This is a genomic window from Methanocalculus pumilus (genome assembly GCF_055382585.1).
In genome coordinates this window covers 1,511,728-1,524,776 of the sequence record NZ_AP042393.1, presented here as the reverse complement: position 1 = coordinate 1,524,776, position 13,049 = coordinate 1,511,728, and the positions used below count along the sequence as shown (strand labels likewise).

Genomic DNA, 13,049 nt, shown 5'->3' with positions numbered 1-13,049 from the left:
AGCCAATCAGCGATCCCGGTATGCGCGTGAATTGGAATATAAAGATCACCAATAAATTATATCTGGCTACTCATTAGAGTCTCATCTGAAAAAGGTGATAGGTTGCAGAAAGAAGAACTCATTCATTTACATATGCTCATGGTAACCGTAAAGAAATATTATGAGACCATGACTGGCGACGCAGTATCGACTCAAAAGTACGACTCTCTTCTTATCTCCCCCGTTCATATCCACAAAAATAAAAACTCACATAAAGAAGCGCTCCTGACGCTTGCAGAAGAGATTGTCGAGCGGATTCATGATCATTCCGGTCCCATCCAGCCGGAATATCATGCAAAAACCGCCACTCCTGTTCTGATAAAAAACTGATCCTATCATGGATGATTACACCGCTTTCCGGGAGATCATCTCCCGGCTTTCTTCTTCAGATACTCCTGATGATATCCAGAGGATCAAGTTATCTGTCTGCCGGAAATTCCGGCTATCCGCTTTTCCGAAGAACTCTGCAATCCTCCTTGCAGCAGAGCCGCATGAACGGGAACATCTCCGGCGTATCCTTCAGGTGAAACCAACCCGGACCCTCTCCGGGGTTGCTCCCGTTGCAGTGATGACCTCCCCGCATCCCTGCCCGCATGGGATCTGCCTCCCCTGCCCCGGAGGTCCTGACCACCTCTTTCAGTCTCCCCAGAGCTATACAGGGGAGGAGCCAGCAGCGCTCAGGGGGCGGGAGCATGGATATGATCCCTATGAACAGGTGCATGCCCGCCTCTCCCAGTTCCGGCTCCTTGGACACCATGTCGATAAGGCAGAACTGATCGTGATGGGGGGGACGATCACCGCCCGCGATCCGGCATATCAGGAGCATGTCGTCACCCAGTGCCTCAGGGCGATGAATGACTTTCCTGATCGATCATCCACCGAGGCTGGTTTTGAAGAAGCCGCACTCGCAAACGAGTCCGCAGCAGTCCGGTGCATTGCGATCACCTTCGAGACCCGGCCTGACTGGTGCAGGCGCGAGCATATCGAACGGATGCTCTCTCTTGGGGTCACCAAGGTTGAGATCGGCATCCAGCATGTCCTGGATGAGATCCTGGAATATAACCGGCGTGGGCATGGTGTTGATGATTCAATCGAAGCCAACCGCCTCCTCCGCGACGCAGGATTAAAAGTCGGGTTCCATGTGATGCCGAACCTCCCCGGAAGCGATATCGAAAAGGATCGTGAACTCTTTCGGAGTCTCTATTCAAATCCCAATCTCCGGCCGGACTTCCTGAAGATATACCCAACTCTCGTCACCCCCGGATCTGAGATCGAGGAGCTTTATCATCGCGGTGAATACCGACCCTATGATGAGGAGGAGCTGATTGCACTGGTGGCATATGGAAAAGAGCAACTCCCCGAATATACGCGGCTCCAGCGTATCCAGCGTGATATCCCGGCGAAGCTGATCGTTGCCGGATCGCGACATGGAAACTTCCGGCAGCTCGCACAGAAGCATCTTGAAGCTGCCGGTAAGCGATGCCGGTGTATCAGGTGCCGCGAGATCGGGCGAAGTCCGAACAGAGAGGAAGGAACTCTCCGCACGATTGAGTATGACTGCTGTGGCGGCCGCGAATTTTTCATCCAGGCAGAGGCAAGCGACTCCCTTATCGGTTTTATCCGTCTCCGGTTCCCGGGAGAGGTCTTCTCACCCGAATGCGATGGCGCTGCACTCATCCGTGAACTCCATGTATACGGGAGTATTGTTCCACTCTCCTGGGATCCAACTGGCGGTGAGCGGCAGCACAGCTCCTATGGAAAACGTCTGCTGGAAGAGGCTGAGGAGATGGCACGGCGTGGAGGGTACTCATCTGTTTGTGTAATGAGTGGTATTGGCGTCCGTCCCTATTACCGTAAACAGGGCTATCTACGGGAAGGTCCATATATGATTAAGAAGCTGTCATGAAACCTGCAACTGTTGAATTTCTCAGAAACCGGTTCTCTGACTATTATTCCGGTACCATGAAGATGACCGCTCCCCTGCGGGTACCGGAGGCGCTTGACTCCCGGGAGTGGGGTTTCATGTTCTTTGGCACCAGAACCACTCCTGGTATGCGGCGCCACCTCTCGTTTCCATCAAAAGATGAGCTCTTATCGTACCTCAGATCGATGACGCCCGCTCATGTCTACTACTCGACAGCCTACTATGAACACCCGGCAGCCCCGACGATGGATGAGAAGGGATGGAGCGGTGCAGATCTCATCTTCGATCTTGATGCCGACCATATTATGCGCGGGCCCTATGACCAGATGCTTGCACGGGTGAAAGAGGAGCTCTTCAAACTGATTGATATGCTCACCGATGAGTGCGGGATCGATCCCGCAAAGGAACTCTCTCTCGTCTTCTCCGGGGGAAGGGGCTACCATATCCACCTTCACTCACTTGAGATGCGTTCGTGGAAGAGTGGTGAGCGGCGTGAACTTGCAAACTATGTCTGCGGGACCGGCATCTCCCTCACCACGCATCTCTCCGATCAAAAACGCCCGGATCGCGGGTGGAGGCTCCGCCTGAAGGAAGCCCTCAAGGCAACCTGTGCGCAGATCCGCACCCTTCCGCCTGATGAACAGATCAAAACCCTCTCATCGGTGAGGGGGGTCTCGGAGACGGGTGCCGCCGATTTTGTCAAACGGCTTGACCGGGTGATCCGATCGATGGAAGGGAATGATTACCGAGCCTGCATCCATGATCGCGTGATCCTGGCAATGTTCGACGATCCCGACAGCCTTCTTTCACAGCAGATCCGTGATCGGGCCGCTCTCGCCGATGAGCCGGTGACAACCGATATCAAGCGGCTGATCCGCCATCCCTCTTCTCTTCATGGGGGAAGCGGTTTCCTTGTCACGCCGCTGGATATCCGGGATCTCGAAGATTTCGATCCCCTCATTGATGCAGTCGTCTTCTCGGAACGCCCGATCAGAATCGATTCGTCCTTTGAGACGACGATGCCGATCCTCGGGAACACCTATACACTCACAAAAGGGATCAACACCGTCCCCGAAGCACTTGCGGTCTTCCTCTGCGCACGGGGGATTGCAGAGCTTGAAGGAGGGTCTTCATGACTATCTCCTTTGACCGTGTCAGGTCGATCCTCTTTGACGAGCGGGCAAGCGGCACGCTGACGGATATCCCCCCGGATCTCTACACAAAGGTTCACGAAGAGATTGAACTGATGTATAAGGAGCTCTATGAGTCAGGTGATCCGCTCTCTGATCGTTCACAGGATATGATCCGCCAGATTGAGAGCTTCAAGTCCTATATCCAGGAGATCTTTTCGATCAGAACCGGCAGGATCATCGAACTGGCACTCGCCAAAGGGAATGGCGATACGATCGATCGTGAGATCAAGCGGCTAATGATTGCAGAGGAGCAGGCGCTCTTTGAGACCGTTTCCAAGGCGGTTCAGCATGCACGGGCGGAGCTGATCGATCGCCGTTCCAGAAAAGCCACCCTTATCCCGGAGACCGAGATCGAAGAGCCGGTGGACGAAGCAGAAGAAGATGGTGCCCCCCGTGGTCTCAGCCTTGTACGGCTTATTACCCCAATTGAGCCATTCATGGGGATTGATGGCAGAACCTACAAGTTAGCAAACGAGGATGTTATCTACCTCCCCACTCCCAATGCAACGGTTCTCTGTGACCGCAACATAGCCTTAAATATAAGAATTCGCAAATAAATATGGTATTCGGGTTCCTGAAACAGAGGTATTTTTCATGAAAAGACCAGCAAAATTCAACACATATTGTCCGTTCTGCCGGACACACACGGAACATGAGATCGAGAAAGTGAAGAAGGGCAAAACAACCGGTCTTCACTGGATCGACCGCGAGAAGGCACGGAGATCCCGTGTTGGAAATATGGGTAAGTTCAGCAAGGTTCCGGGTGGCGATAAACCAACAAAGAAGATCAATGTCCGATACCGCTGTAAAACCTGTAAGAAAGCCCATCTTAGAAAAGGGTACAGAATTGCAAAATTCGAACTGACGGAGTGAATATACAATGGTCGAGTTAAAAAGGGAAAACAGAAGCAGTTTTGTCAAAGTGAAGTGTCCTGACTGTGAAAACGAACAGGTCATCTTTGAGAAGGCAAGCACCATCGTCGACTGTATCGTCTGCGGAACAGTACTGGCAGAGACTACCGGCGGCAAAGCACTGATAAAGGCTGAGATCGTATCACAGTTTGAGTGATTATCTGATGAGCGAGAGGTACTGGCCCGAAGATGGAGAACTGGTCGTCTGCACCGTCGTTGATGTAAAGGACTTTGCAGCGTTTGTTACCCTGGATGAATATGAAGGGCGCCAGGGTCTCATCCCGATCTCCGAGATCGCGCGTGGGTGGATCAAATATATTCGCGACTTTATTCGTGAAGGGCAGAAGGTCGTATGTAAAGTCCTTCATGTCGACACCTCACGCGGGCATATTGACCTCTCCTTGAAGGATGTCAACGATCACCAGCGTCGTGAAAAGATTCAGGAATGGAAGAACGAACAGAAAGCTCACAAATGGATAGGGTTTGCGGCTGAGGTTGCCGGTATCGATCCCGCCAGGATTATTGATGCAATCCGTTCGGAATATACTCTGATCTACCCGTTCTTTGAAGATCTTGTCATAACCGGTGAAGAGATACTTACCCGCTTTGATTTCTCTGAAGCTGTCAATAAGGCGCTGATGGTTGTCGCCACAGACAATGTCAAGGTTCAGAAGGTGATGATCTCCGGGATTATGGATATGATGTCCGATAAACCCGATGGCGTCAATGTGATCAGACGCGCACTCAGGAGTGCCGAGGCAAAGATCCCCGGTGTCAATGTTGAGATCACCTACCTTGGAGCCCCCCAATACCAGATCAAGGTAACCGCACCTGACTATAAGACTGCTGAGAAGGCAATCGAGAAGGTAGCGGCAAATACGATCGGTGTTGTTGAGCGGGCCGGCGGATCAGGAAAACTGATCCGGAAAGCAAAATAATCCGGTTGCTATGAAAGGCCGGATGAGACGGTGTATGGAAGATGGCACCTACACTCTTTCTCTGCAATGCAGGGTATGCGGGGGCCGGACTGCTCCGGTTCACCCACCTCGTTTTTCTCCGCAGGATCGGTATGGTAAGTACAGGAGGCAGATGCGTACATGGATCCGGTAACAATCTCATATGCTGTTGAAAATACAGATGATTACAGGGCATCAATATTAATTGAAGGCCTTCCCGGTGTCGGCCACGTCGGCAAGCTTGTCGCTGATCATATCGTCGATGAGCTGGATGGCGTGCTCCTTGCAAGGATCATCTCGCACCATTTTCCACCACAGGTTTTTATCAATAAGGAAGGGGTGATCAATCTTCCAAAAAACGAACTCTATCTTGTGAAGACCGAGCCACCGCTCCTTCTTCTGACAGGCGACTGCCAGAGCACCTCCCCTGAGGGGCACTATATCCTCACGGAAGAGTATCTCAATCTTGCAGAACAGTTTGGCGTTCAGCGGATCTACACCCTCGGCGGATACGGTGTCGGGCGGCTTGTCGATGAGCCGCGGGTCCTCTGTGCTTCAGACCGGCCGGAGTTGATCGAGGAAGCGGTGAATGCAGGCTCGGTCTTTTCACAGGAGGAGCCCCCCGGCGGGATCATCGGTGCCGCCGGACTCCTTATCGGCCTTGGCGCTCTCCGTGGGATGGAGGGTGTCGCCCTCCTTGGCGAGACCTCCGGGTACCTCGTCGATCCGATCAGTGCCGGTTCCGTCCTGACAGTCCTCTCGAAGATGATCGGCCTTGAGATTGATCCATCACGCCTTCAGGAGACCGCAGCCGAACTTGAGGGGGCTCTTGAGAAACTGAAAGAGTCCGAACAGGATCGCGAGCAGGAAGAGCTCTCCTATATCGGATAGGCATGCCTCAGGTTGCAGCAGATATCCATATCCACTCCTGTTTTTCGATGGCAACGTCGAAGGATATGGTTCCTGACCGCATCCTCTCCGGGTGCCTGATAAAAGGGATTGCTGCAATCGGGACTGGTGATGCACTTCACCCAAAATGGCGGGAGATGTGGGAGGATGTTTCGAATGACTCCGGCATCATCATCCTCCCGACAACCGAGGTTGAGGATGAGAACCGGGTACACCACCTGATTGCAGCAGAGACCCTTGATTCGTTTGCGGTGATGCAGGAGTCATTTACTCCGTTCTGTTCACACCTGAAGACTGCCGGTCGGCCGCATATCCGGCTGAAGGGGGAGGCGATTGCAGACATAGTCCATGAGGCAGGAGGGATCATCGGCCCTGCCCATGCCTTTACGCCGTGGAGATCCATCTATGCGGCTTTCTCCTCGCTTGCTGAATGTTATGGTGAAGAGGAGGTATCCTATCTCGAACTCGGCCTCTCAGCAGACAGCCGGGATGGTGCTGCGATCGAGGAGCTTTCGGGAATTCCGTTCCTCACCAACTCGGATGCACACAGCCCGGTTCCGGAGAAGCTCGGCCGCGAATGTACCATCCTTGACCTGAAGAGAATGGATGTCTCTTCCCTCCTCTCGGCGATACAGGAGAGCCGGATCCTGATGAATATCGGGTTCTTCCCCGAAGAAGGCAAATACAACCGGACCGCCTGCACCCGCTGCTACCACCAGTATACGCTTGAAGAGGCATCTGCTCTGAAATGGCAGTGTCCGCATGACAAGGGGAGGATCAAGAAGGGTGTCTCGGATCGTGCCCGCGAGCTCTCCGGGAAGACCGTCACAGAACGTCCCCCCTATATTCATATCATCCCGCTTGCCGAGATCATCGCAAACCGGCTCGGCACCTGCTCTCCACGGACAAAGAAATGTTTGGCCCTCTATGATGAGCTTATCGCAACCTTCGGGGATGAGCTCTCAATCCTGCTCCATGTTCCGGCAGAGGAGATACGATCGGTCCATCCGGGCGTTGCCGATGCCATCGCCGCCTTCCGGGAGGGGAGGGTAACCCTGCATCCGGGCGGCGGCGGGCAGTACGGGACGTTTTCATTCTGATTGTCTTCTCGTTGCCATCCAAACAAATGCGTCAGCAAACCGCCGCGTGAAATAGACGTGGGTGTACCCGGCGATTGTATTGCCCTCAATGATCCCGTCTTTCCCATCTATGATCCCTGTTCCCCGTTTGAGGGTGAATGCATACCGGCAGCCGCTATCGGGGTAGAGGGCAGAGTAATGGAACTCATGGCCCCGGAACCCGAGATTGGCGGGGAGGAGGGCAGCGTCTCCTGTGACGGCTCCGTCCACGTACCCAAGCGCCTGGAACCGGCTCTTCATCTCGGCATCCCCCGGAATCACTCCTGCACCGGCAAATCTTCCCTCTTCAGTCTTCAGCGAGCGGGAGAGATAGACGAGCCCCCCGCACTCCCCGAAGATTGGAAGACCATTATCGGCAGCTTTTTGGATCTGCTGTCTGCATGGACTCCTCTCAAGGGCTGCCGCATGGAGTTCGGGATAGCCGCCGCCGAGGTAGAGTGCATCGACATCCGGGAGCGGGTCAGTTATTGGTGAAAAGAAGGCGAGGTCGGCTCCCGCTCTCCTCAGCTTCGTGAAGTTTTCAGCATAATAGAAGCAGAATGCCGCATCCATCGCAACGCCGATCCGAATGTGCATTTCATCTTCGCTCTCATCATCAATCCCCTGCCGGAGCGGGGGGGCAGCGGATGCTGCCTGTATGATCCCCTCGATATCACAGCATTCCTCCACGATCGTCCTGCTGGCTTGCATCCCCTCTCCTTCACCTGCCATGGTGAGGCCGAGGTGGCGGCTCTCCACCTGGAGTTCGTCCCGGCGTGGAATCCAGCCGAGTGATTGCAGCATCTTGTCAGATCCGATCATCTCCCGGTGGCGATCAGATCCCCCCCGGTTGTAGATGACGCCCGCAAAGGAGACAGCCGGATCATAGGTTGTGTACCCAAGGATCATCGCATGGACACTCCGGCTCATCCCTTTCACATCGCAGGTGAGGATCACCGGGCAGGAGAGGATCCGGGCGACATCGGCGGTGCTCGATTCTCCGGTACCGTCGACTCCGTCATGGAGCCCCATCACCCCTTCGATGACGGCGATATCCGCACCCTCTGAAGCCGAGATGAAGGTTCGCAGCACCTCGTCCTTTCCCATCATGAAGGGGTCGAGATTCCGCGAACTCCTCCCGCAGATCTCGGTATGGTGGGTCGGATCGATGAAGTCGGGCCCGACCTTGAAGGGCTGGACAACAAGTCCGCGTGCGACAAGCGCCCCCATCAGGCCGGTGGCAATCGTCGTCTTCCCGCACCCGCTATGGGTTCCTGCGATGATAATCCGGGGAATCAGTTTCATATTTTCAGGCAATGAATGGTTCACTCCTTGTTCAGGGCGTATGTCGCCGGGGATATAATATACTCTGGTCGGTACAATGAAATGGGCATCTTTTTATAACAATTAAATCTTATTTAGATAAAACAAATTTGGTGAAGTTATGCATATTATGGAAGGTTTCTTACCAAGCCCCTGGTGGCAGATCTGGTTCGTCCTCTCTGCCCCCTTTGTGATCATGGGGTTCTATGCACTCAGGAGGATGGTGCGTGAGAACAGGGAAGCCCTGCCGCTCCTTGCGGTTGCCGGGGCATTCGTCTTTGTCCTCTCATCGCTGAAGCTCCCCTCGGTCACCGGGAGCTGTTCGCACCCGACCGGAACCGGCCTTGGCTCGGTTCTCTTTGGACCATTCATCGCATCGGTGCTGGCATTGATCGTGCTTGTCTACCAGTCTCTCTTCCTTGCCCATGGCGGTTTCTCGACGCTTGGTGCAAACCTCTTCTCAATGGGAATTGCCGGGCCCGTTGTTGCCTATGCGATCTTTATCGCCGGAAAGAAGGCGGGTATCAACGAGATCGTCACCATCTTCTTTGCAGCGGCTTTTGCAAATATCGTCACCTATGTCGTCACCTCGCTCCAGCTTGCGCTGGCATTCCCCGCTGAAGCCGGAGGCATCATGGCATCCTTCATGGCATTTGGCGCAATATTTGCGATCACGCAGATTCCGCTTGCGATCATTGAGGGTCTGGTCATCGCACTCGTCTTCAAGTACATTGTGCAGTTAAAGCCTGAGATCCTGATCAGGATCGGGGTAATCACGCAGGAGCGTGCTGAACGCCTCAGGGAGGGATGGGCATGAAATACGGACTTGAGATCGTTGTGGCTGTTGTCATAATCGCCTTTGCCACAATCTTCCTCATCCAGAACGCTGCCATTGCGGCAGAACTTGGTGAGGACGAGGAGTCATGGGGCGGTGCAGATGGAATTGTTGCCGACATTATCGAAGAGCAGGGATACGAACCATGGGTAGATCCATTCTGGGAGCCGCCAAGCGGTGAGATCGAATCGCTCCTCTTTGCCCTACAGGCGGCAATCGGAGCATTTGTCATCGGATATGTCTTCGGGCTCTGGCGTGGCGGGAAGAACACATCATCGTAGTTAATACAACCAGAAATAAAGGAATGAGAGAGAGCAGTGCAATCAATCGACCATCATTTCCTGGATGATTATGCCTGCAGGAATGCACTCCGGGGTATTGATTCCCGGATCAAGCTCATTCTCGGGCTTGGGGCAATCCTGATCGCGATATCGGCAGATACGCCCTATGCCCCCCTCTTTATTGCTTTTATCCTCTCAATTGTCACCGTCTTTTATGCAAAGATTCCTGCCCGTCTCTATCTCGCACTCCTGTTGATTCCGGCGTCCTTTGCCCTGATGAGTGTGATTGTGATCCTCTTCCTGACCGGCGGCGGCGTCCCCATCCTCACCATACAACTTCCCTGGCTCACCCTCACCGCAACGGATGCAGCAGCACTCCATGCCCTTCTCATCCTTTCACGTGCAATCGGCGGTACCTGCGGTCTCCTCTTCATCGCTTTGACCACGCCGATGATCGAGCTCTTCGGTATACTGAGATCCCTCAGGCTCCCAGACGAGTTCATCGATCTTGCGATGCTCCTCTACCGATCGATCTTTGTGATCATCGGGGAGGCTGTCGCCATCTACAATGCCCAGGTGATGAGGAACGGATACTCCTCTTTCAGAAAGGGGATCATCGCGATCTCGATGCTCGCCTCCTCCCTCTTCATCAGGGCATGGGACCGGGGAGAAGAGCTGATGACAGCAATGGATCTCCGGTGTTATGATGGAAAATTTGAGATCCTCGAACCCTCGACCGCCCCGACGGTCTATCAGATCCTCCCGGTCCTTCTCTTCCTTTCACTCGCAGGAATCCTTGCATTCCTCCCTCTCCCGTTCCCACCATTATGAGATGATACCCATGCCTGCACCCGCCATAGAATTCAAGGATCTTACCTTCGCCTACACCAGCCACCCGGAGTCACTGAGAAATGTCAGCTTCTCCCTGAAGAAAGGGAGCCGGACTGCACTCGTCGGCCCAAATGGTGCCGGCAAGACCACCCTCCTCCTGATGTGCAACGGCACGCTCAGGCCGACATCAGGCGAGGTGCTCGTCGGCGGGGAGCCGATCAGTTACGGCTCACGCCAGCTCCGCGAGGTACGGAGAAAGGTGGGCATGGTCTTCCAGAACTCAGACTCACAGCTCTTTGCCCCGACTGTGTATCAGGATGTGGCATTTGGGCCCCTGAACCTCGGGCTGGGGGAGGACGAGATCCGGCAGGCCGTCTCGGATGCCCTCTTTGCAGTCGGGCTCACCGGATATGAACGCAGGCCACCGCACCATCTCTCCGGCGGCGAGAAGAAGCGGGCGGCCATCGCCGGGGTGCTGGCGATGAAACCGGAGATCCTGATCTTTGACGAGCCGACGAGTTCGCTTGACCCGGCAGGTGCTGCGGAGGTGATGGATCTCCTTGAAGAGATCAACCAGCAGGGGGTGACGATCCTCCTCTCGACTCATGATGTGGAGCTTGCCTATTCCTGGGCAGATGATGTGGTGCTGATTGAAGGTGGTGAGATCCTCACGCATGCCCCGCCCCGTTCTGTCTTCTGCGATGCTGATCTGATGCGGCGGGCACACCTGACCCAGCCCGCGGTCCTCTCGCTCCACCACCATCTTGTCTGCCGGGGGATCATGAAGGAGAGCGACCCCCCTGCCGGACTGCTTGAGATGGCACAGCGGATCGAGGAGATGGCAGCCACCGTCGCCACACACCATGCACCAGCCCCGATCTACCTGATCGATTGCACGTCCGGACTTGATGGCACCCTCCCCCACCTCATGGAGACGGTCTCTTCGCTCAGGATCGGAGTGATGGGGACAACTGCAAAACGGCACCTCGCCGGGGCGGAGATTTCAGCAGACTTCACCTATGGTGTCATCGATGCCTCGATCCTCCATGCACTCAGGCAGGAGCCGGTTGTGATTGTTACAAGCGGAGGGATGATCGACCGTGTCCATAAAAGAATAGCGGAGTTTTCTGAAGAGAGTACAATTTCCCTCTCACTCCGTCCGGTTGGGCGACACGATACAGCAGAAAAGTTTTGAATTAGGAATGGGGGGATTCTCCGGTGTTCCGGTGATGATCCTCTCTTCCGTCTCCCCCAGATCCTGGCAGATATGTATTACGAGATCCATCCCACGGAGGGCCTCTGCAAGCTCGTGAACCGGGAACTTCGGATCGGCGATGATAAAAACAGGACGCCCTCTTCTGGAATCGGTGACGGCATCACCAATTGCCTCTGCATGATCTTTTCCATGGGCATCTATCACCGATACATTGCTCCAGGGAAGTCCAACCGCAGCAAATGCCGCCTGAAGACTTGATATCCCGCAGATGATCTCGCTACCGGGAAAGCCGAGCCCGGCAAGCAGGGGATCGCCTGTCGAGAGGATCACCGCTTCATCAGGCAGGCTCCGTATCGCCTTGTAGTCGGTGATCGTATTCACCATGCAACCAGGACTGATATGATGCCGTACCCGCTCGATTGCCCGGTTGGAGCCATAGATGAGCTGTGCTCCCTGAATGGCAGCAATTGCCTCTTCAGTCAGCATCCCGTCTCCGCATCCAACCCCCACCACTTTCATGCGGAATCACCTATGATCTCTCCGTCCCTGCTCACAATCACAACCCTCACACCCTCAGGAACATTCTCTTCCAGTATCTCTTTCATTGCAGTGATGCCGTCCGGTGTGGCGACATACTCCTCCACCGTCTGGTATCCGGTACCGCTCAGGATATCAGGGCAGAGGAACTTCAGGACAAGCCCCGGCAGCCCGCAGAGGATCACCTCTCCCTCTGCGGCTGCAAGTGCCTGCCTGATCTTTGATCCGGCGAGCACCACCTCGTGATCCGGGAAGAGGAGGCGGGAGATCCGAAGGCCGATCCTGCCGGTTGTGATCACCACATGATCGGCTCCACGCACCCGCTCTTCCATTGAAGATTCGAGATGATCATCCCATGGCTCGACAAATCCGGTTGTGCCGAGGAGGGAGATCCCGCCGACAACCCCGACCTTCGGATTCAGGGTATCTGCGCCCGCCTCTTCCCCACCGATGACCGTAAGAGTGACATGAGCACCATGAAGTCCTATCTCCCGGACTGCTTCGGTGATGGCATTTTGGATACATTCGCGTGCCGGGGGGGAGATCGCCGGTTCGCCCTCAAGATAGCGGGGAGTATCACGAACAAACCTCCCGATCCCCTCTCCCGCGTGAAGGAGAATCTCCCGGGAGGGGGTGGCGATTGCCCGGAAGAGGAGGCCTGCGGTCCGGTCGTCCGGGTAGTCACCCGGATCCTTCACCGCATACCCCTCTCCATTCTCACCAGCCGCATCCACCATCACGCGGATCCCGCAGGGGAGCAGGACCTCAACGTCCGATACCGGCTGCCCAAGCGAGAGGACCGCTGCCTTTGCTGCTGCTGCCGCAGTTGCCCCGGTGGTGATCCCCCGCCTGAGGATCTCCCCGGATGATGTCAGGACCGCTCTTCCCTCTTCAACAGCGGTGATATCCCCCCTCTCTCTGGCGCGCCTGATCCACTCGTCTGGATAGGAGAACCCGGTCACCGGATCGATCATA

At 55.1% G+C, this 13,049-nt stretch carries 17 protein-coding genes; 14 read left to right on the top strand and 3 right to left on the bottom strand.

The features are described from left to right. Positions 1-132 precede the first annotated feature (132 nt). Genes ACZ44I_RS08035 through ACZ44I_RS07990 form a run of 10 tightly spaced genes read left to right on the top strand, consistent with a single transcriptional unit; the run spans position 133 to position 7,033 of the window. Entirely contained in the window at positions 133-369 is a 237-nt protein-coding gene (locus ACZ44I_RS08035; RefSeq protein ID WP_464576468.1) for a UPF0058 family protein, read from the top strand. 7 nt (positions 370-376) lie between these two features. Next, complete coding sequence (locus ACZ44I_RS08030; RefSeq protein ID WP_464550985.1) at positions 377-1,945, top strand: tRNA uridine(34) 5-carboxymethylaminomethyl modification radical SAM/GNAT enzyme Elp3; 1,569 nt, start codon at positions 377-379, stop codon at positions 1,943-1,945. Further along, positions 1,942-3,099: a DNA primase small subunit domain-containing protein gene (locus ACZ44I_RS08025; protein ID WP_464550987.1), complete on the top strand. Its 1,158-nt coding sequence runs from the start codon at positions 1,942-1,944 to the stop codon at positions 3,097-3,099. The genes ACZ44I_RS08030 and ACZ44I_RS08025 overlap by 4 nt, the downstream gene beginning before the upstream one ends. Then, a complete protein-coding gene (locus ACZ44I_RS08020; protein WP_464550989.1) occupies positions 3,096-3,713 on the top strand; it encodes a hypothetical protein in 618 nt (205 codons plus the stop codon). The genes ACZ44I_RS08025 and ACZ44I_RS08020 overlap by 4 nt, the downstream gene beginning before the upstream one ends. Positions 3,714-3,750: 37 nt before the next feature. After that, positions 3,751-4,029, top strand: a complete 279-nt coding sequence (locus ACZ44I_RS08015) for a 50S ribosomal protein L44e (protein WP_255333110.1) — start codon at positions 3,751-3,753, stop codon at positions 4,027-4,029. A gap of 7 nt (positions 4,030-4,036) precedes the next feature. After that, positions 4,037-4,225: a 30S ribosomal protein S27e gene (locus tag ACZ44I_RS08010; protein WP_464550991.1), complete on the top strand. Its 189-nt coding sequence runs from the start codon at positions 4,037-4,039 to the stop codon at positions 4,223-4,225. Between the two features lie 7 nt (positions 4,226-4,232). Beyond that, positions 4,233-5,006, top strand: coding sequence for a translation initiation factor IF-2 subunit alpha (locus ACZ44I_RS08005; protein ID WP_464550993.1), 774 nt, complete (start codon positions 4,233-4,235; stop codon positions 5,004-5,006). Between the two features lie 10 nt (positions 5,007-5,016). Further along, positions 5,017-5,178 (top strand): RNA-protein complex protein Nop10, encoded by a 162-nt coding sequence (locus ACZ44I_RS08000; RefSeq protein WP_464576466.1) that lies wholly within the window; start codon positions 5,017-5,019, stop codon positions 5,176-5,178. Further along, a complete protein-coding gene (locus ACZ44I_RS07995; RefSeq protein ID WP_464550995.1) occupies positions 5,166-5,915 on the top strand; it encodes a proteasome assembly chaperone family protein in 750 nt (249 codons plus the stop codon). The genes ACZ44I_RS08000 and ACZ44I_RS07995 overlap by 13 nt, the downstream gene beginning before the upstream one ends. 2 nt (positions 5,916-5,917) lie before the next feature. Then, the gene (locus ACZ44I_RS07990; protein WP_464550997.1) at positions 5,918-7,033 is read left to right on the top strand and encodes an endonuclease Q family protein; all 1,116 of its coding nucleotides are present in this window, start codon (positions 5,918-5,920) and stop codon (positions 7,031-7,033) included. On the opposite strand, the gene ACZ44I_RS07985 is transcribed toward ACZ44I_RS07990, so the two are convergent. Then, positions 7,025-8,356, bottom strand: coding sequence for a cobyrinate a,c-diamide synthase (locus ACZ44I_RS07985; RefSeq protein WP_464550999.1), 1,332 nt, complete (start codon positions 8,354-8,356; stop codon positions 7,025-7,027). The genes ACZ44I_RS07990 and ACZ44I_RS07985 overlap by 9 nt on opposite strands. A 139-nt stretch (positions 8,357-8,495) precedes the next feature. On the opposite strand from ACZ44I_RS07985, the gene ACZ44I_RS07980 reads away from it, so the two are divergent. The 4 genes from ACZ44I_RS07980 to ACZ44I_RS07965 are packed head-to-tail and all read left to right on the top strand — an operon-like array spanning position 8,496 to position 11,516. Beyond that, a complete protein-coding gene (locus tag ACZ44I_RS07980; protein ID WP_464551001.1) occupies positions 8,496-9,191 on the top strand; it encodes an energy-coupling factor ABC transporter permease in 696 nt (231 codons plus the stop codon). Further along, entirely contained in the window at positions 9,188-9,490 is a 303-nt protein-coding gene (locus tag ACZ44I_RS07975; RefSeq protein ID WP_464551003.1) for an energy-coupling factor ABC transporter substrate-binding protein, read from the top strand. The genes ACZ44I_RS07980 and ACZ44I_RS07975 overlap by 4 nt, the downstream gene beginning before the upstream one ends. 36 nt (positions 9,491-9,526) lie before the next feature. Then, a complete protein-coding gene (gene cbiQ / locus ACZ44I_RS07970) occupies positions 9,527-10,321 on the top strand; it encodes a cobalt ECF transporter T component CbiQ (protein ID WP_464551005.1) in 795 nt (264 codons plus the stop codon). A gap of 10 nt (positions 10,322-10,331) precedes the next feature. After that, on the top strand, positions 10,332-11,516 hold the full coding sequence (locus ACZ44I_RS07965) for an energy-coupling factor ABC transporter ATP-binding protein (RefSeq protein ID WP_464551007.1): 1,185 nt from the start codon (positions 10,332-10,334) through the stop codon (positions 11,514-11,516). Here ACZ44I_RS07965 and ACZ44I_RS07960 read toward each other — a convergent pair. Both ACZ44I_RS07960 and ACZ44I_RS07955 read right to left on the bottom strand, forming a co-directional pair. Next, positions 11,472-12,056, bottom strand: a complete 585-nt coding sequence (locus tag ACZ44I_RS07960; protein WP_464551009.1) for a cobalt-precorrin-7 (C(5))-methyltransferase — start codon at positions 12,054-12,056, stop codon at positions 11,472-11,474. The genes ACZ44I_RS07965 and ACZ44I_RS07960 overlap by 45 nt on opposite strands. Beyond that, a complete protein-coding gene (locus tag ACZ44I_RS07955; RefSeq protein WP_464551011.1) occupies positions 12,053-13,048 on the bottom strand; it encodes a cobalt-precorrin-5B (C(1))-methyltransferase in 996 nt (331 codons plus the stop codon). The genes ACZ44I_RS07960 and ACZ44I_RS07955 overlap by 4 nt, the downstream gene beginning before the upstream one ends. Position 13,049: the final 1 nt, after the last annotated feature.

What these genes read in the sequence shown, in the direction of transcription:
- ACZ44I_RS08035 (WP_464576468.1), top strand. Translation starts at nt 133, where the DNA reads ATGCTCATGGTAACCGTAAAGAAATATTATGAGACCATGACTGGCGAC.
- ACZ44I_RS08030 (WP_464550985.1), top strand. Translation starts at nt 377, where the DNA reads ATGGATGATTACACCGCTTTCCGGGAGATCATCTCCCGGCTTTCTTCT.
- ACZ44I_RS08025 (WP_464550987.1), top strand. Translation starts at nt 1,942, where the DNA reads ATGAAACCTGCAACTGTTGAATTTCTCAGAAACCGGTTCTCTGACTAT.
- ACZ44I_RS08020 (WP_464550989.1), top strand. Translation starts at nt 3,096, where the DNA reads ATGACTATCTCCTTTGACCGTGTCAGGTCGATCCTCTTTGACGAGCGG.
- ACZ44I_RS08015 (WP_255333110.1), top strand. Translation starts at nt 3,751, where the DNA reads ATGAAAAGACCAGCAAAATTCAACACATATTGTCCGTTCTGCCGGACA.
- ACZ44I_RS08010 (WP_464550991.1), top strand. Translation starts at nt 4,037, where the DNA reads ATGGTCGAGTTAAAAAGGGAAAACAGAAGCAGTTTTGTCAAAGTGAAG.
- ACZ44I_RS08005 (WP_464550993.1), top strand. Translation starts at nt 4,233, where the DNA reads ATGAGCGAGAGGTACTGGCCCGAAGATGGAGAACTGGTCGTCTGCACC.
- ACZ44I_RS08000 (WP_464576466.1), top strand. Translation starts at nt 5,017, where the DNA reads ATGAAAGGCCGGATGAGACGGTGTATGGAAGATGGCACCTACACTCTT.
- ACZ44I_RS07995 (WP_464550995.1), top strand. Translation starts at nt 5,166, where the DNA reads ATGGATCCGGTAACAATCTCATATGCTGTTGAAAATACAGATGATTAC.
- ACZ44I_RS07990 (WP_464550997.1), top strand. Translation starts at nt 5,918, where the DNA reads ATGCCTCAGGTTGCAGCAGATATCCATATCCACTCCTGTTTTTCGATG.
- ACZ44I_RS07985 (WP_464550999.1), bottom strand. Translation starts at nt 8,356, where the DNA reads ATGAAACTGATTCCCCGGATTATCATCGCAGGAACCCATAGCGGGTGC.
- ACZ44I_RS07980 (WP_464551001.1), top strand. Translation starts at nt 8,496, where the DNA reads ATGCATATTATGGAAGGTTTCTTACCAAGCCCCTGGTGGCAGATCTGG.
- ACZ44I_RS07975 (WP_464551003.1), top strand. Translation starts at nt 9,188, where the DNA reads ATGAAATACGGACTTGAGATCGTTGTGGCTGTTGTCATAATCGCCTTT.
- ACZ44I_RS07965 (WP_464551007.1), top strand. Translation starts at nt 10,332, where the DNA reads ATGCCTGCACCCGCCATAGAATTCAAGGATCTTACCTTCGCCTACACC.
- ACZ44I_RS07960 (WP_464551009.1), bottom strand. Translation starts at nt 12,056, where the DNA reads ATGAAAGTGGTGGGGGTTGGATGCGGAGACGGGATGCTGACTGAAGAG.
- ACZ44I_RS07955 (WP_464551011.1), bottom strand. Translation starts at nt 13,048, where the DNA reads ATGATCGATCCGGTGACCGGGTTCTCCTATCCAGACGAGTGGATCAGG.